General features: G+C 69.3%; 21 protein-coding genes. 7 read left to right on the top strand and 14 right to left on the bottom strand.

All coding sequences use genetic code 11. The features are described from left to right. The first annotated feature begins 8 nt into the window (after window positions 1-8). Window positions 9-1,271 carry a glycosyltransferase family 87 protein gene (locus tag U5A56_RS12545; protein WP_321922605.1) on the top strand — a complete coding sequence of 421 codons (1,263 nt, stop codon included), beginning with the start codon at window positions 9-11 and terminating at the stop codon, window positions 1,269-1,271. On the opposite strand, the gene U5A56_RS12540 is transcribed toward U5A56_RS12545, so the two are convergent. The 13 genes from U5A56_RS12540 to U5A56_RS12480 form a co-directional block, all read right to left on the bottom strand. After that, the gene (locus tag U5A56_RS12540; RefSeq protein WP_124668360.1) at window positions 1,235-2,275 is read right to left on the bottom strand and encodes a TadG family pilus assembly protein; all 1,041 of its coding nucleotides are present in this window, start codon (window positions 2,273-2,275) and stop codon (window positions 1,235-1,237) included. The genes U5A56_RS12545 and U5A56_RS12540 overlap by 37 nt on opposite strands. Further along, window positions 2,268-2,696, bottom strand: a complete 429-nt coding sequence (locus U5A56_RS12535; protein WP_044843875.1) for a TadE/TadG family type IV pilus assembly protein — start codon at window positions 2,694-2,696, stop codon at window positions 2,268-2,270. Before U5A56_RS12535 ends, U5A56_RS12540 begins: the two co-directional genes overlap by 8 nt. After that, on the bottom strand, window positions 2,693-3,550 hold the full coding sequence (locus tag U5A56_RS12530) for a tetratricopeptide repeat protein (protein ID WP_321922604.1): 858 nt from the start codon (window positions 3,548-3,550) through the stop codon (window positions 2,693-2,695). The genes U5A56_RS12535 and U5A56_RS12530 overlap by 4 nt, the downstream gene beginning before the upstream one ends. Next, window positions 3,547-4,491, bottom strand: coding sequence for a type II secretion system F family protein (locus tag U5A56_RS12525; protein WP_124488402.1), 945 nt, complete (start codon window positions 4,489-4,491; stop codon window positions 3,547-3,549). Before U5A56_RS12525 ends, U5A56_RS12530 begins: the two co-directional genes overlap by 4 nt. Further along, window positions 4,488-5,465 (bottom strand): type II secretion system F family protein, encoded by a 978-nt coding sequence (locus U5A56_RS12520; RefSeq protein WP_044843872.1) that lies wholly within the window; start codon window positions 5,463-5,465, stop codon window positions 4,488-4,490. Before U5A56_RS12520 ends, U5A56_RS12525 begins: the two co-directional genes overlap by 4 nt. After that, window positions 5,462-6,874, bottom strand: a complete 1,413-nt coding sequence (locus U5A56_RS12515; protein ID WP_321809842.1) for a CpaF family protein — start codon at window positions 6,872-6,874, stop codon at window positions 5,462-5,464. Before U5A56_RS12515 ends, U5A56_RS12520 begins: the two co-directional genes overlap by 4 nt. Further along, window positions 6,871-8,094, bottom strand: coding sequence for an AAA family ATPase (locus tag U5A56_RS12510; RefSeq protein WP_321809841.1), 1,224 nt, complete (start codon window positions 8,092-8,094; stop codon window positions 6,871-6,873). Before U5A56_RS12510 ends, U5A56_RS12515 begins: the two co-directional genes overlap by 4 nt. 22 nt (window positions 8,095-8,116) lie before the next feature. After that, entirely contained in the window at window positions 8,117-8,500 is a 384-nt protein-coding gene (locus U5A56_RS12505) for a CpaD family pilus assembly lipoprotein (RefSeq protein WP_044843870.1), read from the bottom strand. Between the two features lie 14 nt (window positions 8,501-8,514). After that, complete coding sequence (locus tag U5A56_RS12500) at window positions 8,515-9,894, bottom strand: type II and III secretion system protein family protein (RefSeq protein WP_321922603.1); 1,380 nt, start codon at window positions 9,892-9,894, stop codon at window positions 8,515-8,517. A 53-nt stretch (window positions 9,895-9,947) separates the two neighbouring features. After that, window positions 9,948-10,982, bottom strand: a complete 1,035-nt coding sequence (gene cpaB / locus U5A56_RS12495) for a Flp pilus assembly protein CpaB (protein WP_321922602.1) — start codon at window positions 10,980-10,982, stop codon at window positions 9,948-9,950. Window positions 10,983-11,001: 19 nt separating this feature from the next. Beyond that, the gene (locus tag U5A56_RS12490; protein WP_044843867.1) at window positions 11,002-11,481 is read right to left on the bottom strand and encodes a prepilin peptidase; all 480 of its coding nucleotides are present in this window, start codon (window positions 11,479-11,481) and stop codon (window positions 11,002-11,004) included. 88 nt (window positions 11,482-11,569) lie between these two features. After that, complete coding sequence (locus tag U5A56_RS12485) at window positions 11,570-11,752, bottom strand: Flp family type IVb pilin (protein WP_257774932.1); 183 nt, start codon at window positions 11,750-11,752, stop codon at window positions 11,570-11,572. Between the two features lie 352 nt (window positions 11,753-12,104). Next, complete coding sequence (locus U5A56_RS12480) at window positions 12,105-12,386, bottom strand: hypothetical protein (protein WP_321922601.1); 282 nt, start codon at window positions 12,384-12,386, stop codon at window positions 12,105-12,107. Between the two features lie 176 nt (window positions 12,387-12,562). On the opposite strand from U5A56_RS12480, the gene U5A56_RS12475 reads away from it, so the two are divergent. The 6 genes from U5A56_RS12475 (at window position 12,563) to U5A56_RS12450 (ending at window position 18,471) form a co-directional block, all read left to right on the top strand. After that, entirely contained in the window at window positions 12,563-13,645 is a 1,083-nt protein-coding gene (locus U5A56_RS12475) for an ABC transporter substrate-binding protein (RefSeq protein WP_124488394.1), read from the top strand. A 14-nt stretch (window positions 13,646-13,659) separates the two neighbouring features. Next, complete coding sequence (locus tag U5A56_RS12470) at window positions 13,660-14,499, top strand: ABC transporter permease (RefSeq protein ID WP_044843864.1); 840 nt, start codon at window positions 13,660-13,662, stop codon at window positions 14,497-14,499. A 24-nt stretch (window positions 14,500-14,523) separates the two neighbouring features. Continuing rightward, window positions 14,524-15,348, top strand: coding sequence for an ABC transporter permease (locus tag U5A56_RS12465; RefSeq protein ID WP_321922598.1), 825 nt, complete (start codon window positions 14,524-14,526; stop codon window positions 15,346-15,348). 35 nt (window positions 15,349-15,383) lie between these two features. After that, window positions 15,384-16,235 (top strand): ABC transporter ATP-binding protein, encoded by an 852-nt coding sequence (locus U5A56_RS12460; protein ID WP_321922597.1) that lies wholly within the window; start codon window positions 15,384-15,386, stop codon window positions 16,233-16,235. Window positions 16,236-16,397: 162 nt separating this feature from the next. Beyond that, window positions 16,398-17,354: a TauD/TfdA family dioxygenase gene (locus U5A56_RS12455; RefSeq protein ID WP_321922595.1), complete on the top strand. Its 957-nt coding sequence runs from the start codon at window positions 16,398-16,400 to the stop codon at window positions 17,352-17,354. A gap of 169 nt (window positions 17,355-17,523) precedes the next feature. Continuing rightward, the gene (locus U5A56_RS12450) at window positions 17,524-18,471 is read left to right on the top strand and encodes a TauD/TfdA dioxygenase family protein (RefSeq protein ID WP_124521168.1); all 948 of its coding nucleotides are present in this window, start codon (window positions 17,524-17,526) and stop codon (window positions 18,469-18,471) included. A gap of 42 nt (window positions 18,472-18,513) precedes the next feature. On the opposite strand, the gene U5A56_RS12445 is transcribed toward U5A56_RS12450, so the two are convergent. Then, the gene (locus tag U5A56_RS12445) at window positions 18,514-20,175 is read right to left on the bottom strand and encodes an ABC transporter substrate-binding protein (RefSeq protein ID WP_321922593.1); all 1,662 of its coding nucleotides are present in this window, start codon (window positions 20,173-20,175) and stop codon (window positions 18,514-18,516) included. Between the last annotated feature and the right edge of the window lie 121 nt (window positions 20,176-20,296).

Here is a 20,296-nt window from a genome sequence, read left to right as displayed (position 1 = left end):
CGCGCCAATTGGACATTCCCCACCAATCGATACGCTCGGCGGAGCGGCCCGTGCGCGCGTGGCTCACGCCGCGGCGCGTCGTCGTGTACAGCGTGCTGATGCTCGTGCTCGACGCACTGTTCATCACGATCTGGACGACCGTCGTTCGTCACGGATCCGGAAGCATCGGGGCACGCCCCGGTGCCGACTTCTCGGTATTCTGGTCGGCCTCGTACGTGATGCTGCACGGCTCGCCGGCGCAGGCGTACGACTTCTCAACCTTCTCGCGGCTGACGACCGGGCTGTTCACGCACCTTCGCCGCGACGTCTTCGCCCCGTGGCTGTACCCGCCCACCTATCTGCTGCTCGTGACACCGCTGGCGTTACTGCCCTTCGCGCTCGGTTACCCGGTGTTCGTCGCGATCGGCGTCGTCGTGCTCGGCCTCGTCGCGTGGCGCGTTTCGCGTCTCGGCACGATTCCGGGCGCATCGCGCGTCGGCCCGCTCGCGCTGGCCGCCGCGCCTTGCGTGTTCGTCACAGCGACGCTCGGGCAAAACGCGTTCCTGACCGCGTCGTGCGCGGCGCTGGCCGTCCACTGGGCCGATCGGCGTCCGATCTGGGCGGGGCTCTGCATCGGCCTGCTGTCGGTCAAGCCGCAGATGGCGCTGCTGTTCCCGTTCGTGCTGGTCGCCGTGCGCGCATGGCGCACGATCGCATGGGCCGCGCTCGCCACCGGCACGTTCGTCGCGCTGAGCGTCCTGATTTGCGGCATCGAGTCGCTGCGCCTGTTCGTCGCCAGCACCGGACTCGCGCGATCGATCGTCCTCGAACACGGTGTCGTGTTCTGGCTCGCGTCGCCGACGCCGTTCGCGGCGTTCCGGCTTGCGGGCGTGCCGCTCGGCGCCGCCTATGCCGCGCAAGCGTGTATCGCGGCAATCGCGATCGCCGCCGCGTGCATCGCATGGACGCAATCGCGCGATACCCGCGTGCGCGCCGCCGTGCTGGCGGTCGCGACGCTCGTGGCGAACCCGTACGTGTGGCACTACGAACTTGCGTGGCTCGCCATCGCGATCGCCTGCATGCTGTCGATCGGCTGGCGCGACGGCTGGCTGCGCGGCGAACAGGCCGCGATCGCGCTGATGTGGGCGCTGCCGGTCGCCGAATACCTGAACCCGTGGCTGCTGCTGCCGCAGATCGGCCCGGCCGTGACGCTCTTCGCGCTGCTCGTGCTGCTGCGCCGCGCGCGGCACGACACTCACAACGCGAGCCGCGGCGGCACGTACAGCCCGTAGTACGGCCCGACGCCCGTCGCGACGCCGGTCATCTTCACGCCGGCGACGAAGTGCCCCTGGATGTACTTGTACGTGCCGCCGAGCGACACGTCGATACGGAACGCCGCGAACGCGACGATCGGCACGTAGGTGCTGCTTGCCGTCTGCGTGACGACCGGCAGCACGACCGTCGTGCCGACCGGCACCGACGTGTAGAGCGTCGCCTTCACGCCGGTCGCGAGATAGATGCTGTCGCCGATATTGAGCGTCGTCGGGTTGCCGGTCACCATCAGGCCGCCCATCGTCGTCGTGTCGCTCGCGGTCGACTGGAACGACGTCCACTGGCCGCCCATGCACAGCGTGCCGTAGGTCTGGCCGTTCGTGATCGAGAATTCGTACGGCAGGTTGGTCAGCGGATTGATCAGCGGCTGGTTGGTCAGCGTGTTCCAGTACTGGTTGTACACGCACTGGTCGATCGCGACCGGAAAGAGCCCGCCCGCCGCCACCCCGCCGGGCGCGGCGAGCACCGCGATCGCGGTCGCGCTGCCGGACGCGCCCGGAATGCCGAGCAGCCCGCCGAGCAGCAGCGGAATCGAGCCGCCGTTCACGCCCGGCGCGCGCGACACGGTCACCTGAACCGCCGGCACGTCGTATTGGCCGGGCGTGATGGTCGTCGGCTGCATCGATGCGGGGTTGCGCGTCACGTTCCAGTACCCGGTCGTCACCGTGCCGGTCGCGAGCGGCGCGCCTGCCGCCGCATTCTGCGCGATCACGCCGTTCGCCGCCGGCGCGGCCTGCGACCAGTTCAGCGCACCGCCCGTCGGCGACATCATCGCGTCGGCCGCCGCGAGCGCGGCCGCGTCGGCGGCGTTCTGCAACTGGTTGCGCACCGTGGCCACCCACGCGATGTCGATCGCCAGCGCGCCGAACGACAGCAGCGGAATCAGGAACAGCAGGAAGAACAGCGCGACGGAGCCGCGCTCGCGCGTGGCGCCGATGCATGGCGTGCCGGCTGCGTCATTCATAGAGCATCACCGAGCTGGCCGAGATCGTCACCGGGCCGGTCAGCGCGCTGAATGCCGACCCCAGCACCAGCCCCGAATACGTGTAGGTCACCGTGACCGTCAGCGCGGTGCCGGCCGTCGTGCCGTTCGCCTGCGTCACGGTGATGGTCGGCGTCGTCGCGGTGCCGCCGGTGATGAGGCTGTTCTGCGTGTAGGTCGACGCGACGTTGGCGATCTGTGTCGGGGTCAGCATCGGCACGCGCAGCACGACGCCCGCGCGCGCGGCCTCGCGGCTCGCGTTCGTGATGACGGCCTTGTCGCACAGCAGCAGGCTCGTGTCGATGATGCCGATCAGCACCATCAGCAGGAACGGCAGCATCAGCACGAACTCGAGGGATACGACGCCGCGCGCGTGACGGACGCCCATCGCCTGGCGTGTCATCTTGCCGCCCCCGCGGCGGGCGGCAGCGCGTGCGGGTCGAGCGCGGCCCCCGTCGACGGTCGTGCGGCGGCGCGCGCCGGGCGCGCCGCAAGCTGCGCGCGCACTGCCTCGTAGACGCGCAGATTGTCGGCCACCGCCGATGCGGGCAGATCCGCCGACAACAGCTTCTTCGCCGAATCGGTGTTGCCGAGCACGCCATACGCGAACGCGAGGTTCTGGCGCGCCTGCCACGGCGCATCGGGCAACCCGGCCACGTCGAGCAGCACGTTCACGCCTTCGCGCGGCCGGTTGCTCAGCACGAGCGACAGCCCGAGGTCGACGCGCAAGCCCTGCGCATCCGGATGCGCGCGCAGCGCATCGCGGTATACGGCCTGCGCGTCTTCATGGCGGCCCTGCAGGTCGAGCACCGTACCGAGCCCTTCCGCCGCGAGCGGCAGGTTCGGCTGCGCGGCCAGCAGCTCGCGGTAGCGCTGGGCGGCCTCGTCGAGCCGGCGCTGCCGCAACGCGACGCGCGCGAGCCCGACCTGCGGCCCGGGTTCCGCGGGTGCCTGCTGTCGTGCCTGCTCGTAGAGAATCCGCGCGCGCTCCAGATCGCCCGCGCGGTAGCTGACGTCGCCCAGCCCGAGGCGCGCCGGGAGCGAATCGGGATGCCGGGCGAGCACCTTCTCGTACAGCGTCGACGCGAGATCGACGTTGCCGCCGGCGAGCGCGCTGTCGGCAATGCGCAGTTCGGCCTGCGGGTCGTCGCTCTTGTGCGACAACGCCGGCCGCGTCTGGATGCCGGGCGCGCAGCCGCCGGCCAGCACCGGCAACACCGCCGCGAATGCGAACGCACGGATCACGGATCGTGTCATTTGAATACCTCGAGCAGGCGAATCGCCGCCGGGCCCGCCGCGATCAGGCCGACCGTCGGCAGGATGAACAGCATCATCGGCAGCGTGATCTTCGGCGCGAGCTTCGCGGCCTGCTCCTCGAGCGCGACGATCTGCTCGGTGCGCTCGCTGCGCGACAGCGTTCGCAGCGCCTGCGTGATCGGCGTGCCGAAGCGCTGCGATTGCGTGAGCGTCGTGGCAAGCGAGCGCGCCGACGCAAAGTCGACGCGCGTCGCGAAATGCGTGAGCGCTTCGGATACGTTGCCGCTCAGCGTCAGCTCGTCCGCGCATACCGTCAGCTCGTCGGCGAGCGGCGGGCAGATGCGCTCGAGTTCGCGCGCGACGCGCCGCACGCCCGATACGAGGCTGTTGCCGGCCATCGTGCAGATCACCAGCAGGTCGAGGGCGTCCGGAAAGCACGCGGCGATGATCCGCCGGCGCCGCCGGATCATTGCGCCGAGCACGTATTCCGGCACGATCACGCCGATCACGAACGCGGCGACCATCGCCAGCGCCCGGATCACGACGTATTCGCCGAAGCGCGGAATGTACGGGCTGAACACGATCGCGACGCCCGCGAGCAGCACGCCGCAGCTCAGCTTGATGCCGATCATCGACGACACCGCACGCCGCTCGCGAAAGCCCGCGCGCGTCAGCTGCAGCCCGAGCTTCACACGCTGCATCGGGTCGAGCACGGGCAACCGCTCGCCGAGTTGCGCGAGCCGCCGCGTCAGGTCCTGACGTACCTCGCCCGGCTGCAGCCGCCCCGCCACCAGCGACAGCGGACGTTGCCCGGCCGCCTGCTGCACGCGCTCCGCGATCCGCCGGCGCGTGCCGCCGCCGGGCGTCGCGAGCGCCGCCGCGACGCACGCGAGCAGCAGCAACAGTTCGAGGCCGCGGGCGGCCAGCATCGACATCGTCATCGCGCGGTATCCAGTTTCGAGATCTTGTGAATCGTCAGCAGTCCGATCGTCAGCAGCACCGCGGCGATCGTCAGCATCACGCGTCCGGCATGCGTGTCGAACAGCAGCATCACGTACGCGCGGTTCACGAGGAACAGCGCGCCGATCATCACGAACGGCACCGCCGAAATGATCTTCGTCGTGATCCGCCCCTCGGCGGTCAACGCGCGCGTTTTCAGGCGGATGTCGCGGCGCGTGCGGATGATGCTCGACAACTCGTCGAGCGTCTCGCCGAGGCTGCCGCCGGTCTCGCGCTGCAGCAGCAGGTAGACGGTGAAGAACGAGAAATCCGCGATCATCAGCCGGTCTGCCGCGTGCGTCAGCACGTCCTTCAGATCCGCGCCGACGCGCAGGCTGTCGCCCATCGAGCGAAAGGTCGAGCGCACCGGCTCCGCCGCGCTGTCGCCCACCGTGCTGATCGCCTGCGTGACCGGAATGCCCGCGCGCACCGCCCGCACGATCAGGTCGATCGCGTCCGGGAACGCTTCGAGAAAACGCAGCCGGAACCGCTCGACCAGCGCGCGATAGCTGGCGCGCATCGCCACCAGCGGCAGCCCGACGTAGATCAGCGGATGGAGTGCGTGCGGCAACGCGACGAGTTGCACCACCACGATCGCGGCAATCGCGCCGGCGATCGTGCCGGCGACGACGATCCGCATCCCGCGTTCGCCGCCAACCGCGCGCACGCGCGTCACGTAGCGCTGCAGCCACGCGCGCGCGCGGCTTTGCCGCCGCGGCAGGTTGAACAGCGCGATGCCGGGTGCAGCGGCCGCACCGGCTTCCCGACCCGCCAGCGACGGCGCAAGGTGCCGCATCCGCTCGCGAATGCGCTGCTCCGGCGTGTGGCGCGCACGGTCCAGCCACGCGGACAGCGCGAGGCCCGCCGCGAGGATCACGACGAAGGCGCCGAGCCCGAGCAGATCCGCGGCGCTCATTGCCGGAAGACCTCGGAGAGCGCGTCCTCGACGCCGTAGTACGCGGCGCGCGGCGCGAACGCCGGCCGCAGCGACGACGCCTCGAACACGCCTTTCACCACGTCCCGCGTCGTGTCGCCCTCCTGGCGGAACGCGAACAGGTCCTGCGTGATCACCACCTCGCCTTCCATTCCGACGATCTCGGTGATCCGGGTCACCCGGCGCACGCCGTCGCGCATCCGCTCGACCTGCACGAACAGGTGCACGGCGCTCGCGATCTGGCGCCGGATCGACAGCAGCTGCAGGTTCGCGTTCGCCATCATCACCATGCTTTCGAGCCGGCTGATCGCGTCGCGCGGCGAGTTCGCATGGATCGTCGTCATCGAGCCGTCGTGCCCGGTATTCATCGCCTGCAGCACGTCGAACGCCTCCGCGCCGCGGATTTCGCCGAGGATGATGCGGTCGGGCCGCATCCGCAGCGCGTTGCGCACGAGGTCGCGCTGCGAGATCCCGCCGAGCCCTTCCGTATTCTCCGGCCGCGTCTCGAGACTGACGACGTGCGGCTGCAGCAGTTGCAGCTCGGCCGCATCCTCGATCGTCACGATCCGTTCGTGCTCCTCGATGTGTTGCGACAGCGCGTTGAGCAGCGTCGTCTTGCCCGACCCGGTGCCGCCCGAGATCACGATGTTCAGCCGGCACGCGCACGCGATCTTCAGCACCTGCAGCATCCCGTGCGAGATGTTGCCCTGATGCGCCATCCGCGCGAGCGTGATGTCGCGCTTCGCGAACTTGCGGATCGAGATCGACGCGCCGCGCATCGCGATCGGCGGCAGCACCACGTTCACGCGGCTGCCGTCGGCAAGCCGCGCGTCGACCATCGGGCTGCTCTCGTCGACGCGGCGCCCGACCGCGGCCGCGATGCGCTGCGCGACGCTCGTCACGTGCGCGTTGTCGCGAAACTTCAGCGGCGTGAGTTCGAGCCGGCCCGCGCGCTCGACGTACACCTGGTCGGGGCCGTTCACGAGGATGTCGGAGACGGTGTCGTCGGCGAGCAGCGGCTCGATCGGCCCGACGCCGAACATGTCGTTCAGGATCGCGTCGACGATCAGCACCTGCTCGCCCGCCGTGATCTTCAGGCGCTCGCGCTCGACCGTGTGCGCGGCCACCTGCTCGATGCCCGCGCGCACTTCGTCGCGCGTCTTCATCAGCGCCGCCGACATGTTCATCGACGAGAACACCGCGGTGCGAATCGCGTCGAACTTGCCGGAACGAATCAGCGCCTCGTGGGTATCGGCCACCGCAAGCCCGCGCGCGGACGCGGGCGCCTGGCTCGCTGTCGGGACCGGTGCCGTCGCGTCGTCGCGCGGCGCGGCAGGAGTAGCCGCAGGCCCGGGCGCAGGCGTCGGCCGTTTGCGGGTACCGAACGTCACGATCCTTTCCTCCATTTCACGAAGCGCGCGTACCACGGCTGCGCGACGGCCATCGATTCGCCGGTGATGCCGTTCGCGAGCAACCGGATCTCGTCCAGGAAGCCGCGGCGTTTCGTGCCTTCGATCGGCTCGCCGAGGTTCTCGGCGACCGCGAGCGTCTGCGGCTCGTGCGGCAGCTCGCGCAGCCGCACGCCGCCGAATGCGTCCTCGAAGTCGGCCTGTGCGACGCGCCCCTTGACCGGCTCGAGCGGGTTGTTCAGCATCATCGACAGCAGCCGCTCGCCGGGCAGCTCCCTCACGAAGCGCGCAAGCCGGGCGGCTTCGTACGCGGCATGCACCGAGCGATCCGCGACGATATAGACGAGATCGGACACCGTCAGCGCATCCTCGAACAGTTTGCCGGCGCGGTTGCCCACGTCGAACAGCACGTAATGGAAGCGGTCCTTCAGCATCTCGACGAGTGACGCGATCGCATCGTCGCGCAGCGGCGCGTCGTCGCCGTACGCCAGTTCGGCCGAGAGCACGTGCAGGCGGTCGCCCTTCGTGACGAACATGCGGTCGAACAACGCGTCGTCGGGACGCTGTTCCATGTTCAGCAGTTCGATCAGCCCGTTGTTGCTCGACAGCCCGAGCCGCGAGTTCGCGCCGCCGCCGTGCAGGTTCAGGTCGACGTATGCCACGCGGCGGCGCTTCTCGCCCGCCAGGCAGCGCGCGAGACTCACCGCGACCGTCGTCGTGCCGACGCCGCCGCGCGCGCCGACGAAGCTGACGATCTTGCCGGTGCGCACCTGCACGACCGATTCCGTCGCGGTCAACGCGCGCCGCATCAACTCGACGGTCAGCGGCTTCACGATGTAGTCCTGCACACCGATGCCGAGCAGGTTGCGGAACAGCCCGACGTCGTTCTGCGTGCCGATCGCAACCACCCTCACGGACGGATCGCACACGTCGGCGAGCCGCATCAGGTCGGACACCGGCAGCACCGAATCCGACACGTCGACGATCAGCTGGCGCGGCGAGCGCTCGTGCTGCTGCAGCAGCCGGATCGCGTCGTCGCAGTTGCCCGGCTGCACGTGGGCGCGCGTGATCGACAGGTCCTGGGCGACACGGCGGATCACGTCTTCGCTGCCGGCATCGGACACGACCGCGATGAGATCCGCCGCACCGGCTGCGGCGGCGCGCTTGGCATTCTGGCGATCGAGGACGTTCATGGGCGGCATCGCGATGGGCATCGGGAGCGGGTCAGTGGCCGGGCGAGCCGGTCGTCGTCAGCGTCTTGTCCGGAGCCGGCTGCTTCACGCGATCCTCGACGTAGCGGCGCACCGCGTCGGCGGCGACTTGCGCATCGGCGCCGCCGTACGGCACGGGCGCGACCAGATCCTCCGGCCGCGCGAGCATCGTCGCGAGATTCGTGTAGGTCGCGCAGCCGAACGGCACGCCGGGCCGCCCGAACCCCGCATCGACGAGATGCGACGGCTGCATCAGCTTCGCGCAGTCGGGCGGCACCGCGTGCACGCCGTCGAAGCCGATCGCGCGCGCATCGGGCAGGTTGAGCGGCGGCGGCGCCGAGAAGCAGCCCGCAAGCACCAGCGGCGGCAAGGCGGCGACGATGGTTCGAACTCGCATGCGCGCTCCTCCGGTCAGTACACGAAGCCCGCGGCGCCGACGAGGCGCGGCGTATCGCCCGTCAGCAGGTCGAGCCCGAGATTGCGCTGGATCGCGAACTCGAGATCGCTGCTCGGCCGCGCGACGGTGTCGAGCGCCTGCTCGAGCTGGCCGGGGCCGGTCGGCTGCACGATGTACGGCGTCACGATCACGACGACCTCGGTCTTGTTGTCCTGGAAGTTCTTCGACGAAAACAGCCGGCCGATGATCGGCAGCCGGCCGAGCCCCGGCACCTGCGCCACGGTATCCGCCGTCTGGCTCTGCAGCAGCCCGCCGATCGCGAAGCTCTGCCCGCTCGACAGCTCGACCGTCGTCTCGACGCGCCGCACCGAGAGTCCCGGCACCCTGACGCTGCCGGTCGTCACGCTGTTGTTCGAATCGACCTCGCTCACCTCCGGGCGCACCTTCAGGCTGATCCGGTTGTCGGCGAGCACGGTCGGCGTGAAGTCGAGCGACACGCCGAACGGCTTGAACTCGACCGTGATCGCGCCGGTGTTGCCGGCCTGCGCGACCGGAATCGGAATTTCGCCGCCGGCGAGAAAGCTCGCGGTCTGGCCGGACATCGCGGTGAGATTCGGCTCCGCGAGCATCGTGATCAGGCCTTCCTGATCGAGCGCGTCGAGCACGACGTCGATCGACCAGCGCCCCGCGCGGAAGCCGCCGAGCACCGAATACGCACCGGTCGGCGACAGGTTGAACACCTTGGTCGTCGGATCGAACAGCGTGCGGCCGCTGAGCAAGCCGCCGAAGAAGTTGCCGGCCGAGCCGAGCGAGCTCCAGTTGATGCCGAGCTGCTGCGTGACGTTGCGGCTCACCTCGGTCACGCGCACGCGCAGGTTCACCTGGATCGGGCGCGACAGCGTGAGCCGGTTGACGATCTTTTCCTTGTCGTTGACGTAAGGCGCGAGCGACTGCATCACGGCGTCCGCGTCGGCCGCGCTCGGCACCTTGCCCGACACCATCAGCGAGCCCGGTGCGCCGGACACCGACAGCTTCAATTGCGGAAAGCGGCTGTCGAGCACCGCCTGCAGCGACGCGGTGTCGACCTGCACGATCACCGTGCGGCGCAGGATCGGCCGATGGTTCGCGCCGAGCGCGATCAGCGTGGTGGTGCCGGCCTTCTTGCCGAACACGAACACGGTGCGCGGCGACGGCACCTGGATGTCCGCGATGCTCGGGTCCGCGACGAACATCGCGGTCGCGGGTTCGGACAGCGACAGCATCTCGCCCTTGCCGGTCGCGATCGACAACGCCGCGCCGGCGTCCGCCGCGCCCGCGCGCTGCGCGAGTGCGACGCCCGGCGCGACGATGCAGGCCAGGCACCAGAAAGCGATCCAACGAACCATGCGCACCATGCGTGTTCCCGTCAAATGCCGGCCGCCGGGCGGCCGGCCCGAATCGTCACTGCTCACTGCGGCGCCGCGATCCGTGGCACCTGCGCCGTCGCATCCGCGGCGACATTGCCGCCCGGGGGCGCCGCGGGCGCCGCCGGCGTGCCCGGCCAACCGGATGGCAGCGGCGGCAGGCCCGGCATGCCGGTGCCGGTGCCACTGCCGGTGCCACGCGACCCGTCGTCGACCGACGAGCCGCGATAGATCACGACCGTATTGCCCTGCGCCGCCGGCCGCGTGCCGGCGTCCGTTCTCGCGGCCGGCGCCCGCTGCGCGCCGCGCGCCGCGCGCGACACGTCGCCGGCCCACACCGGCGGCGTATCGGGCTCCGCTTCGTCGCCGCCCGCCGCCTGCCGGCGATCGCTCGTCGCGAAGCTGCGCAGCGACAGCGACAGCGAGCCGAGGCGCGTCGCGACCAGCACGACCTGCGCGGTGCGCGGCGCGACCTCGAGCGTGACCGTGCGCGCGCGGGCCGGCACGTCCGGCGCACTCGCAGGCGTCTTCGCACGCTGGAATTCCGAGCCGACCGCGAGCACGCGCGCGCGCCGCACGACCGTCTCCGCTTCGAACGTGCCGGGCGTCGTCGCGGAACCGCCGATCTCCTGCGTGAGCACCACGTCGACGAAGTCGCCCGGCTGGATCAGCCCCGCATTGCCCGACACGTCGTCGACCGGCACCGAGATCGCGCGCATGCCGGGCTGCAGCGCGGCCGCGAGAAAATCCGGCGCGGCGCCCGGAATCACGTTGTCCGCACGGATCGGCGCGCCGGCGTCGACACGATTGCGCAGCAGCGCGCCTTTCAGGTCCGCGCCCGGTTGCGACTCGACGAACGCACCGGCCGGCACCTGCGTGCGCGGCATGCGCTTCCACGCGAGATCGTTGTCGCGCAGCAGCAGCCCTTCGGGCAGGTCCGCCGCCGCGACGCGCACGCGTACCTCGGCCGCTTCGCCGGGCACCGGCGGCGTCGACGCGGCGACATACAGCTGGCGCAGGATGAACGCGCCGATCGCGGCAGCGATGATCAGCACGGTCATTCTCAGGGGTTTGGGCATGGCGGCGTGCGTCCCCGGTCTAGGCAAGCGAAACCGCGTGAGGGAACGGCGCCCAGACGGCCAGCGCCCCGCCGAGCGCGAGCGCGATTCCGTACGGCACGCCGCGCGTCGCAATCGTACGCGCCGGCGCGGCGCGACGCTGCCATGCGACGGCCGCCAACGCGGCGAGGCCGCACGCGGCGCCGCTCGCACCGACGATCGTCAACACCGGGAACGCGAGCGCCGGGCCGGCCCACAGGAATACCGCCGCCGCGAGCTTCACGTCACCGCCGGCGATCCAGCCCGCGTGACGCAGGCCGGCGAACAGCAGCAGCATCGCCACGGCGGTCGCCACGTGACCGGCGACGTGCGCGAGCCCTTCGCGCGCGAGTGCCGCCGCAACGAAATACAGCATCGCGAACGCCAGCACCGCGCGATTGGACAGGCGCCGCGCGCGCACATCCTGCGTCGCGAGCGACACCAGCACGAGCGTCGCCGCCGACTGTACGAGAAAGAGCATCGGAGAGCCGTCCGTCGGCGCGCCCCGGCTGGATACGTCGTACCGCTGCGGATCCGTGTGTTCGTCGGCGGCGCGCGGGTTCAGGAGATCAGATCAACGCCGTGACCTTGTTGATCAGCGCGGTGAACACGGCCGGCAAGCCGCCGGACGAGCTGCTGAGGATGACCCCGACCGCCGCCAGTGCGACCACGACGATGCCGGCCAGAACCGCGTATTCGAGCGAGCTGACGCCGCGTTCATCGCGCAGCAAGGTCTTGACGTATTGCAGCATGACAACCTCCGTGTGACGGGGTCGGTGATCGACCGTTGAGTGAAAAGAAGCGGCGCTGCTTCGGTGGCACGCACGGCGTTTTCGCCCATTCGTGACTCATGCGGCAGCCCTGTCGTCGGGCCATGCGCATCCCCCGGAATCCATTCGATCGCTGCAACGCGCGCTGGTCGGCAATGGAATCCGCCGCTACATGCGCGCGCTTGTTGCATAGCTGCATTGGCACAATGCAATTCTCACTGATTCGTCTAGGGTATAGACAATTTTTTCGGCGATTTCAAATTATTTAGCGTCGGAGTGCATTTATGGGCGACGCCCTTCAGCGATGAAATTTGCGCATGCCATTTACCGCTTTTCAGCATGATGCAACAAGCCCGGCGCGGCGTGCAGTAAGAATGTTAATAACGGGATGCATCGTTGCCGACGCCGTTGCAATTCGATGATTTTTATTCAGTTTTCCGATATGCCGCGTGATTTTCCTGTTCGAACCTGAAACGGACTCGCGCGTGCCTTCCCCGGCATCTTTTTCGCGCACACCGGCATGATTCGGAAAATTTTGCGCACCCGATCGCATTGCCCGATCCGGATTGGCGCCGCTGTCACCGACGCTCGGTTCGCCGCCGATCGGCGTGCGCAATCCGCACGCCGCGCTCGCCCGTCTCGCCATTTCCAATCGGCGCCACGCGTGATTTGCCAACCCGAAACGCGGCGATAAGCATAGTTCAAATCGTTGCTTGTCCCGCGCCCGAGGCGTCCTCCAGAATGGTTCGACACCCTCCGGCCCGATTTCGACTCCTCACCATCCGACGCACCATGATCGACCGATTCCCGTCTCCACTGCGCCTGCTGCGATCGCTGCTGATCGCGTCCCTCGTCGCGTTGCCCGCTGCCGCCGCGCACGCCGACAAGCCCGCCACGATCCGCATCGGCGTCGCCCAGCAGGGCACCGGCGATCCGCCGACCTTCGGCGGGTCGAGCGCGGCCACCGCGCAGTTGCAGCAACTCGTCGAAAAGGAATTCGCGGCCGACGGTATCAAGGTGCAGTGGCTGTTCTTCAAGGGCGCGGGCCCGGCCGTCAACGAGGCGATCGCCAACAAGGCGCTCGACTTCGCCTACCAGGGCGACCTGCCGGCCGTGCTCGCGCGCTCGAACGGCATCAGGACGCGCCTGCTGCTCGCCGCGAGCGTGCGCTCGGGCGTGAAGATCGCGGTGCCGCCCGACTCCGGCATCCGTTCGATCACCGACCTGAAGGACCGCCGCGTGTCGATCTTCCGCGGCACGAACCTGCAGCTCGTCGCCGACAACGCGCTCGCGAAGAACGGCCTCGGCGAACGCGACCTGCGCGTGATCAACCTCGACTCCGCGAGTTCGCTCGCCGCGCTCGCGTCGAAGGGCATCGACGCGTCGGTGGGCGACTATCAGTTGTACAAACTGCGCGACGCGGGCCTCGCGAAAATCATCTACGAATCGCAGAACGACGGCCCGCAATACACGCGGCAGACCCACCTGCTCGTGCTCGACGACTTCGAGCACGCGCATCCGGACATCGTGCAACGCGTCGTCAACGCGCTGGTCAAGGGTGCGCAATGGTCGTCCGACGAAGCGAACCGCGATGCGCTGTTCAGGCTGTGGGAAAAAAGCGGCGTGCCTTATGCGTCGTGGCAGGCCGACTACGCGAACCAGCGCCTGAAGGACCGCCTGTCGCCGCTGATCGATCCGTTCCTCGTCGCGCGCTACAAGGCCGTCGCGCAGGACGCGCTGAAGCTGAAACTGATCCGCCAGCCGGTCGACGTCGACGGCTGGTTCGAGCCGAAGTACCTCGACAACGCGTTGCGCGCGCAGCACCTCGAGCACTACTGGCCGCGCTACGACGCGGCCGGCAAGCCCCTCTCCTGACCCGGACCCGCCCGATGAGCGACACCGCGATCCCGATTCCGTCGTCCGATTCGCACGCGCGCGCCGCGCCGTCCCGCGCGGCGGCCGCGAAACGCGTGGCGTGGCTGCTCGCGCCGTGGGCGCTGCCCGCGCTGCTGTTCGTGTTGTGGACCGTCGGCAGCGCGCGCGGCTGGATCGCACCGCAGATCCTGCCGCCGCCCGCGCACGTCGCCGACTCGCTCGCCGAACTCGCGGCCAGCGGCGATCTCGCGCGCCACACGCTGATCAGCCTGCAGCGCGTGCTGGTCGGCTTCGCGGCCGGCACGCTGCTCGGTTTCGCGACCGGCGCGGCGCTCGGCCTGTCGCGCACGCTCGAAGCCTACGTGCTGCCCGGCTTCAACGCGCTCGTGCAGATTCCCGTGCTCGGCTGGCTGCCGTTCCTGCTGCTGCTCGTCGGCGTCGGCGAGCCGCTGAAGTACCTGCTGATCGCGCATGCGGCGCTCGTCCCCGTGACGATGAGCACGCTGCAGGGGTTCCGCCAGGCGCCGCCCGCGCTCGATGAAGCCGCACGCGTGTTCGGCTATACGCGCCGCCAGCGCATCGTCCACGTCGTGCTGCCGGCCGCGATTCCGACGCTCGCGACCGGCGTGCGGCTCGCATTCACGAAATCGTGGCTCGCGCTCGTCGTCGTCGAACTCGTCGCGTCGTCGGAAGGGCTCGGCTACCTGATCGTGTACGGGCGCCAGCTGTTCCAGCTCGATCTCGTGATGGCGGCGGTGATCGTGGTCGGCGCGGTCGGCCTCGCGATCAACCGGTTGCTCGACGCGCTCGAAGCACGGCTGCGCCGCGGCGTGCCGTCCGCATTCCGCGGTTGAACCCGATTCAAGGATTCTCCTCCCATGCCGCTTGACGCCACGTCCGCATCGGACGCCCCAGCGCCCGCCGTCAGGATCGCCCGTCGCTTTCCCGTGCCCGACTGGCGCGGTTTCGTCCTGCCGCTCGCCACGCTCGCGCTCTGGTGGGCCGTGTCGTCCGCGCACCTCGTCAAGAGCGGGCTGCTGGTCGGCCCGGCCGACGTGCTGCACACCGCGTGGACCCAGACGACCAGCGGCGCGCTGGCGCGTGCATTGTCGGCATCGCTCGCGCGCGAAGCGTGCGGCTTCGCGATCGGCGCGACCGGCGGCCTGCTGCTCGGCACCGCGCTCGGGCTGTCGCGCGTCGCCGCGCGCCTGGTCGGCCCGAGCTTCGACACGTTCAAGCAGATCTCGCTGTTCGCGTGGATTCCGCTGATTTCCGTCTGGTTCGGCCTCGGCGACGTCGCCAAGGTGGTGTTCCTGTCGCTCGCCGCGCTGCTGCCGGTCGCCGCGCATACGTGCGACGGCATTCATGCGGTGCCGCGCACCTACGTCGACGTGGCCCGCGCGCTGCGTTATTCGCGGCTTCAGCTCGTGCGCCACGTGATCCTGCCCGCCGCGCTGCCGTCGATCTTCACCGGGCTGTATCTCGGCCTCATCTACTCGTGGCTCGCGACGCTCGGCGCCGAGTACCTGCTCGTCGCGGGCGCCGGGATCGGCAACACGCTGATCGACGGCAGCGAGCAGTTCCGGATGGATCTCGTGCTGTTCGGGATCATCGTCGTCGGCGTGACCGGCTGGGCGCTGAACGCGGTCGCGCGCGCGATCGAGCGCAAGGTGCTGGCCCGGCGCGGCGAGCTGCGCCGCTGATCGCCCTCTTCCTTCCCGTTGCTTCCCTTTCCGCCATGACGACTCCCGCTTCCGATTCGCTCGATATCCTCCACGTGAGCAAACGCTATGCGCAACGCGGCGCGTCGCTCGCCGTGCTCGACGACGTGTCGCTGCACGTGCGTGCCGGCGAGTTCGTCACGATCGTCGGCGCGAGCGGCTGCGGCAAGTCGACTTTGCTGCGCCTGATCGCCGGGCTCGATACCGACTACGCGGGCGAAATCCGCGCCGGCGACGAAACGGTGCGCGACACGTCGCTGCAGCGCGGGATCGTGTTCCAGGATCACCGGCTGTTCCCGTGGCTGACGGTTGCGCAGAACATCGAGGCAGCACTGCGCAATGCGCCGCTCGACGCGCCGGCCAGGCGGCGCGCGGTAGCCGAGCACATCGCGCTCGTCGGGCTGAACGGCTTCGAGCATGCGTACCCGAACCAGCTGTCGGGCGGCATGGCGCAACGCGTCGCGATCGCGCGCGGCCTCGTGAATCGCCCGCGCGTGCTGCTGCTCGACGAACCGTTCGGCGCACTCGATGCACAGACGCGCGCGCGGATGCAGAACGAACTGCTGCGCATCTGGGAACAGGAACGCATCACGATGGTGCTGGTCACGCACGACGTCGACGAAGCCGTGTATCTCGGCGATCGCGTCGTCACGATGGCGCCGCGTCCAGGGCGCATCGAGCGCATCCTCGACGTCGCGTTGCCGCGGCCGCGCCGGCGCGACTCGCCGGAATTCGCGCGGCTGCGCGACGCGGTGCTCGCCGATTTCGACGATCTCGAACCGCCCGGCAACGGCGGCAGCGGCAGCCGGGCAAACCGTGACGAGGCGCTCGATACGCATCGGATCGGCGCATGGCGGCTCGCGTGGTGATGTGCTCACGCGGCGGGCCCGATGCCGTGCCCGAAACGCTCAGCATGCCGACACATATCGATCATCACGGCGCGCACTAAGGTTGTGACGATTCATCGGTTCCGGTTCCGCGCGGTCCCTGCTTGAATGGAGACTCGATCGACCCGACCCAGGAGACTCCCGATGTCCGAAGTCCAGCACGCCGCTCACCCGTCATCGCATGCTTCGCACGCCGCCGCGCCGCGCACGGCCGCCGTCCCGCTTCAGCTTCGCCAGGTCGCCGGCCGGATCGGCGCCGAAATCGCCGGTGTCCGGCTGTCGGGCACGCTCGACGACGCGACGTTCGACGCGATCCAGGCCGCGCTGCTGCGCCACAAGGTGCTGTTCTTCCGCAACCAGGGCCATCTCGACGACACCGCGCAGGAAGCCTTCGCGCGCCGCTTCGGCGAGACGGTCGCCCACCCGACCGTGCCCTCCGTCGACGGCAGCGCGCACCTGCTCGAACTCGATTCCGCGCACGGCGCGCGCGCCAATTCGTGGCACACCGACGTGACGTTCGTCGACGCGTACCCGAAGGTGTCGATCCTGCGCGCGGTCGTGATTCCGCCGTTCGGCGGCGACACCGTGTGGGCCAACACGGCGGCCGCATACACGCATCTTCCCGAGTCGCTGCGCGCGCTCGCCGACACGCTGTGGGCGGTGCACACGAACGCGTACGACTACGCGTCGACGCACGTGCATGCCGACGACACGCAACTGAAGCGCTACCGCGAAGTGTTCACGTCGACCGTCTACGAAACCGAACATCCGGTCGTGCGCGTGCATCCGGAGACCGGCGAGCACACGCTCGTGCTCGGACACTTCGTGCAGAAGATCAAGGGGCTGTCGTCGCAGGATTCCGCCCATCTGCTGCAGGTGCTGCACGAACACGTGACGCGCCTCGAGAACACCGTGCGCTGGAACTGGCAGCAAGGCGACGTCGCGATCTGGGACAACCGCGCGACGCAGCACTACGCGATCAACGACTACGGCGATGCGCGCCGCGTCGTGCGTCGCGCGACCGTGCACGGCGACGTGCCGGTCGGCATCGACGGCCGCCGCAGCGTCGTGCTGAAGGGGCCGGGCGCGACGCTGCAATGACGTTCGCTGCACGGTGGCGGCTTCGGTCGCCACCGTGCCGGCGCCACCCTGCCTTCCTGCCTTCCCGACCGGAGGATCCGACCATGACCTTCCCGCCACCGGGCCGACGCTTGCATGCGCAACGATGTCGCAGTCCGTCCACCCCGTTCACTTCCGCCAGGAGCGTCGCATGAGCGCCCTACCCGTACCCGCCGCCGAGCCGGTCGACGTGATCCCGCTGTCCGCCCACATCGGCGCCGAGATCCGCGGCATCGACCTCACCCAGCCGCTGACCACGCCGCAGATCGCCGCGATTCGCGCCGCACTGCTGAAATGGCGCGTGATCTTCTTCCGCGAGCAGTTCCTCACGCACGAGCAGCACGTCGCGTTCTCCGCGCAGTTCGGCGAGCCGACCGTCGGCCACCCGGTGTTCGGCCACGTCGACGGTCATCCGGCCGTCTATTCGATCGCGAAGCATCGCAAGGCGACGCGTTTCGAAGGCGAGCCGGTACGCCGGCCGTGGACGGGCTGGCACACCGACGTGACGGCCGCCGTCAATCCGCCGTGGGCGTCGATCCTGCGCGGCGTGACGATTCCGCCGTACGGCGGCGACACGCACTGGACCAACCTCGTGCGCGCCTATGAAACGCTGTCCGCACCGCTGCGCGGCTTCGTCGACGGCTTGCGCGGCATCCATCGCTTCACGCCGCCGCCCGGTGCACGCGCGACCGGCGCATTCGACGAAGCCGTCGAGCGCCGCCCGCTCGTGACCGAGCATCCGCTGGTGCGCGTGCATCCGGAGACTGGCGAACGCGCGCTGTACGTGAGCCCGAGTTTCCTGAAGTCGATCGTCGGGCTGACGCCGCGCGAGAGCCAGGCCCTGCTCGAACTGCTGTGGGAACACGTGACGCGGCCGGAATTCACGATCCGCTTCAAGTGGGAGCCGCGCAGCATCGCGTTCTGGGACAACCGCGCGACCGCGCATCTCGCGCCGGTCGACATCTTCGATCTCGACTTCGATCGCCAGCTCTACCGCACGACGCTCATCGGCGACGTGCCGGTCGGCCCCGACGGCCGGGCGTCCGTCGCGCTCGAGGGCTCGCCGGTCGAGGCAGCGGCCGCGGTCGCGCTGAACTGACCGCCGTGTCGACAGCCGGCGCACGCGCGCCGGCTTCCTGCCTCAATCCAGCCACACGCCGTCGAACCGGTGCCCGCCGAGCGGCGAGAACGTCAGCCCGTGCACGCGCTTCGAGATCGGCAGCGACACGATCGACGTCGCAATCGGCGTGAACGGCACCTGATCCTTGAAGACGACCTGTGCCTGCTCGTAGAGCGACGTGCGTTTCGCGACGTCCGAGTTCGTGCGCGCCGCGCTGACGAGCCGCTCGAAATCCGCGTTGCACCACTTCGCGAGATTGCTGCCGTGCACCGCCTCGCAGCCGAGCAGCGTGCCGAGCCAGTTGTCGGGGTCGCCGTTGTCGCCCGACCAGCCGTACAGGATCGCGTCGTGCTGCCCGTCGCGTTTCGCGCGGCGATTGTATTCGCCCCACTCGTAGCTGACGATCTTCGCGCGCACGCCGATCTTCGCCCAGTCCTGCTGGATCAGCTGCGCCATCAGCTGCGCGTTCGGGTTGTAGGGGCGCTGCACCGGCATCGCCCACAGCGTCAGGTCGAAGCCGTTCGGGAACCCTGCCTGCGCGAGCAGCGCCTTCGCGGCGGCCGGATCGCGCGGCGCATCCTTCAGGCGCGGGTTGTACGACCATTGCGCGGGCGGCATCGGGTTCGTCGCGATCGTCGCGTCGCCGTTGAACACGGTCTTGATGATCGCCGTCTTGTCGATCGCGATGTCGAGCGCGCGCCGCACGTCGACGCGATCGAGCGGCGGATGCTGCGTGTTGTACGCGACGAAGCCGACGTTGAAGCCCGTCCCCGAAAACAGCGTCAGCTTCGGATCGCGCCGCACCGTCTCGAGATCGGCCGGCCGCGGGAACACCGACACCTGGCACTCGCCGGCCGTGAGCTTCTGCAGGCGCGCGGCCGGATCGGGCGTGATCGCGAACACGAGATGCGCGAGCTTCACGTCGTCCGGCTTCCAGTAGTCGGGATTCGCGTCGTAGCGGATCACGGCGTCCTTCTGGTACGCGCGCAGCTGGAACGGCCCCGTGCCGACCGGGAGCTGGTTGATGTCGGCTTCGCGATGGCGCGCCGTCAACTGCGACGCATATTCGGCCGACAGGATCGACGCGAACGCCATCGCGAGATTGCGCACGAACACGACGTCGGGCTGCTTCAGCACGAAGCGCACCGTATCGTCGTCGAGCTTTTCGATGCGCTCGATGTTGCGGTCGAACCCGAGGTCGCTGAAGTACGGGAAACTGACCGGGTAGGCCTTGCGGAACGGATCGTCGGGATCCAGCATCCGGCGGAACGTGAACACGACGTCGTCCGCCTGGAACGGACGCGTCGGCGTGAACCACGCGGTCGTCTGGAACTTCACGCCGCGCCGCAGGTGGAACGTGTAGACGCGCTGGTCGGCCGACACGTCCCAGCTCGTCGCGAGCGACGGCACGAGATCGAGCGTGCCGCGCTTGAACTGCACGAGCCCGTTGTAGACCGTGTACGTGCTCGCGTCGAAATCGGTGCTGGTCGTGTGCTGGCCCGGATCGAAGCCGGCCGGGCTGCCTTCGGTGCAGTACACGAGCGTCTTGCCGGCCGGCGCCGCGAACGCGTGCGTGACCGTGCCGGCGAACAGCAGCGATGCGGCAACGCCGCGCAGCACTGCAACGGCAACGGACGTATGCCGCGCACGATGCGCGGCCGATGAAACGAATGGAATCTTCATGGTGGCGGTCAGGGAAGGACTGTCATGCGAATGACGACCGCCGATCTTCGCGCGCCGCCCGCCGATCGCTTACCAATTAATTCCGCGTTGCTTATCGCCGCGGATGCATCCCGCTGCCGCC

It is taken from the genome of Burkholderia sp. BCC1998 (assembly GCF_905339875.1).
Lineage (GTDB): Bacteria > Pseudomonadota > Gammaproteobacteria > Burkholderiales > Burkholderiaceae > Burkholderia.
This window is presented reverse-complemented; position numbering and strand designations above follow the sequence as displayed.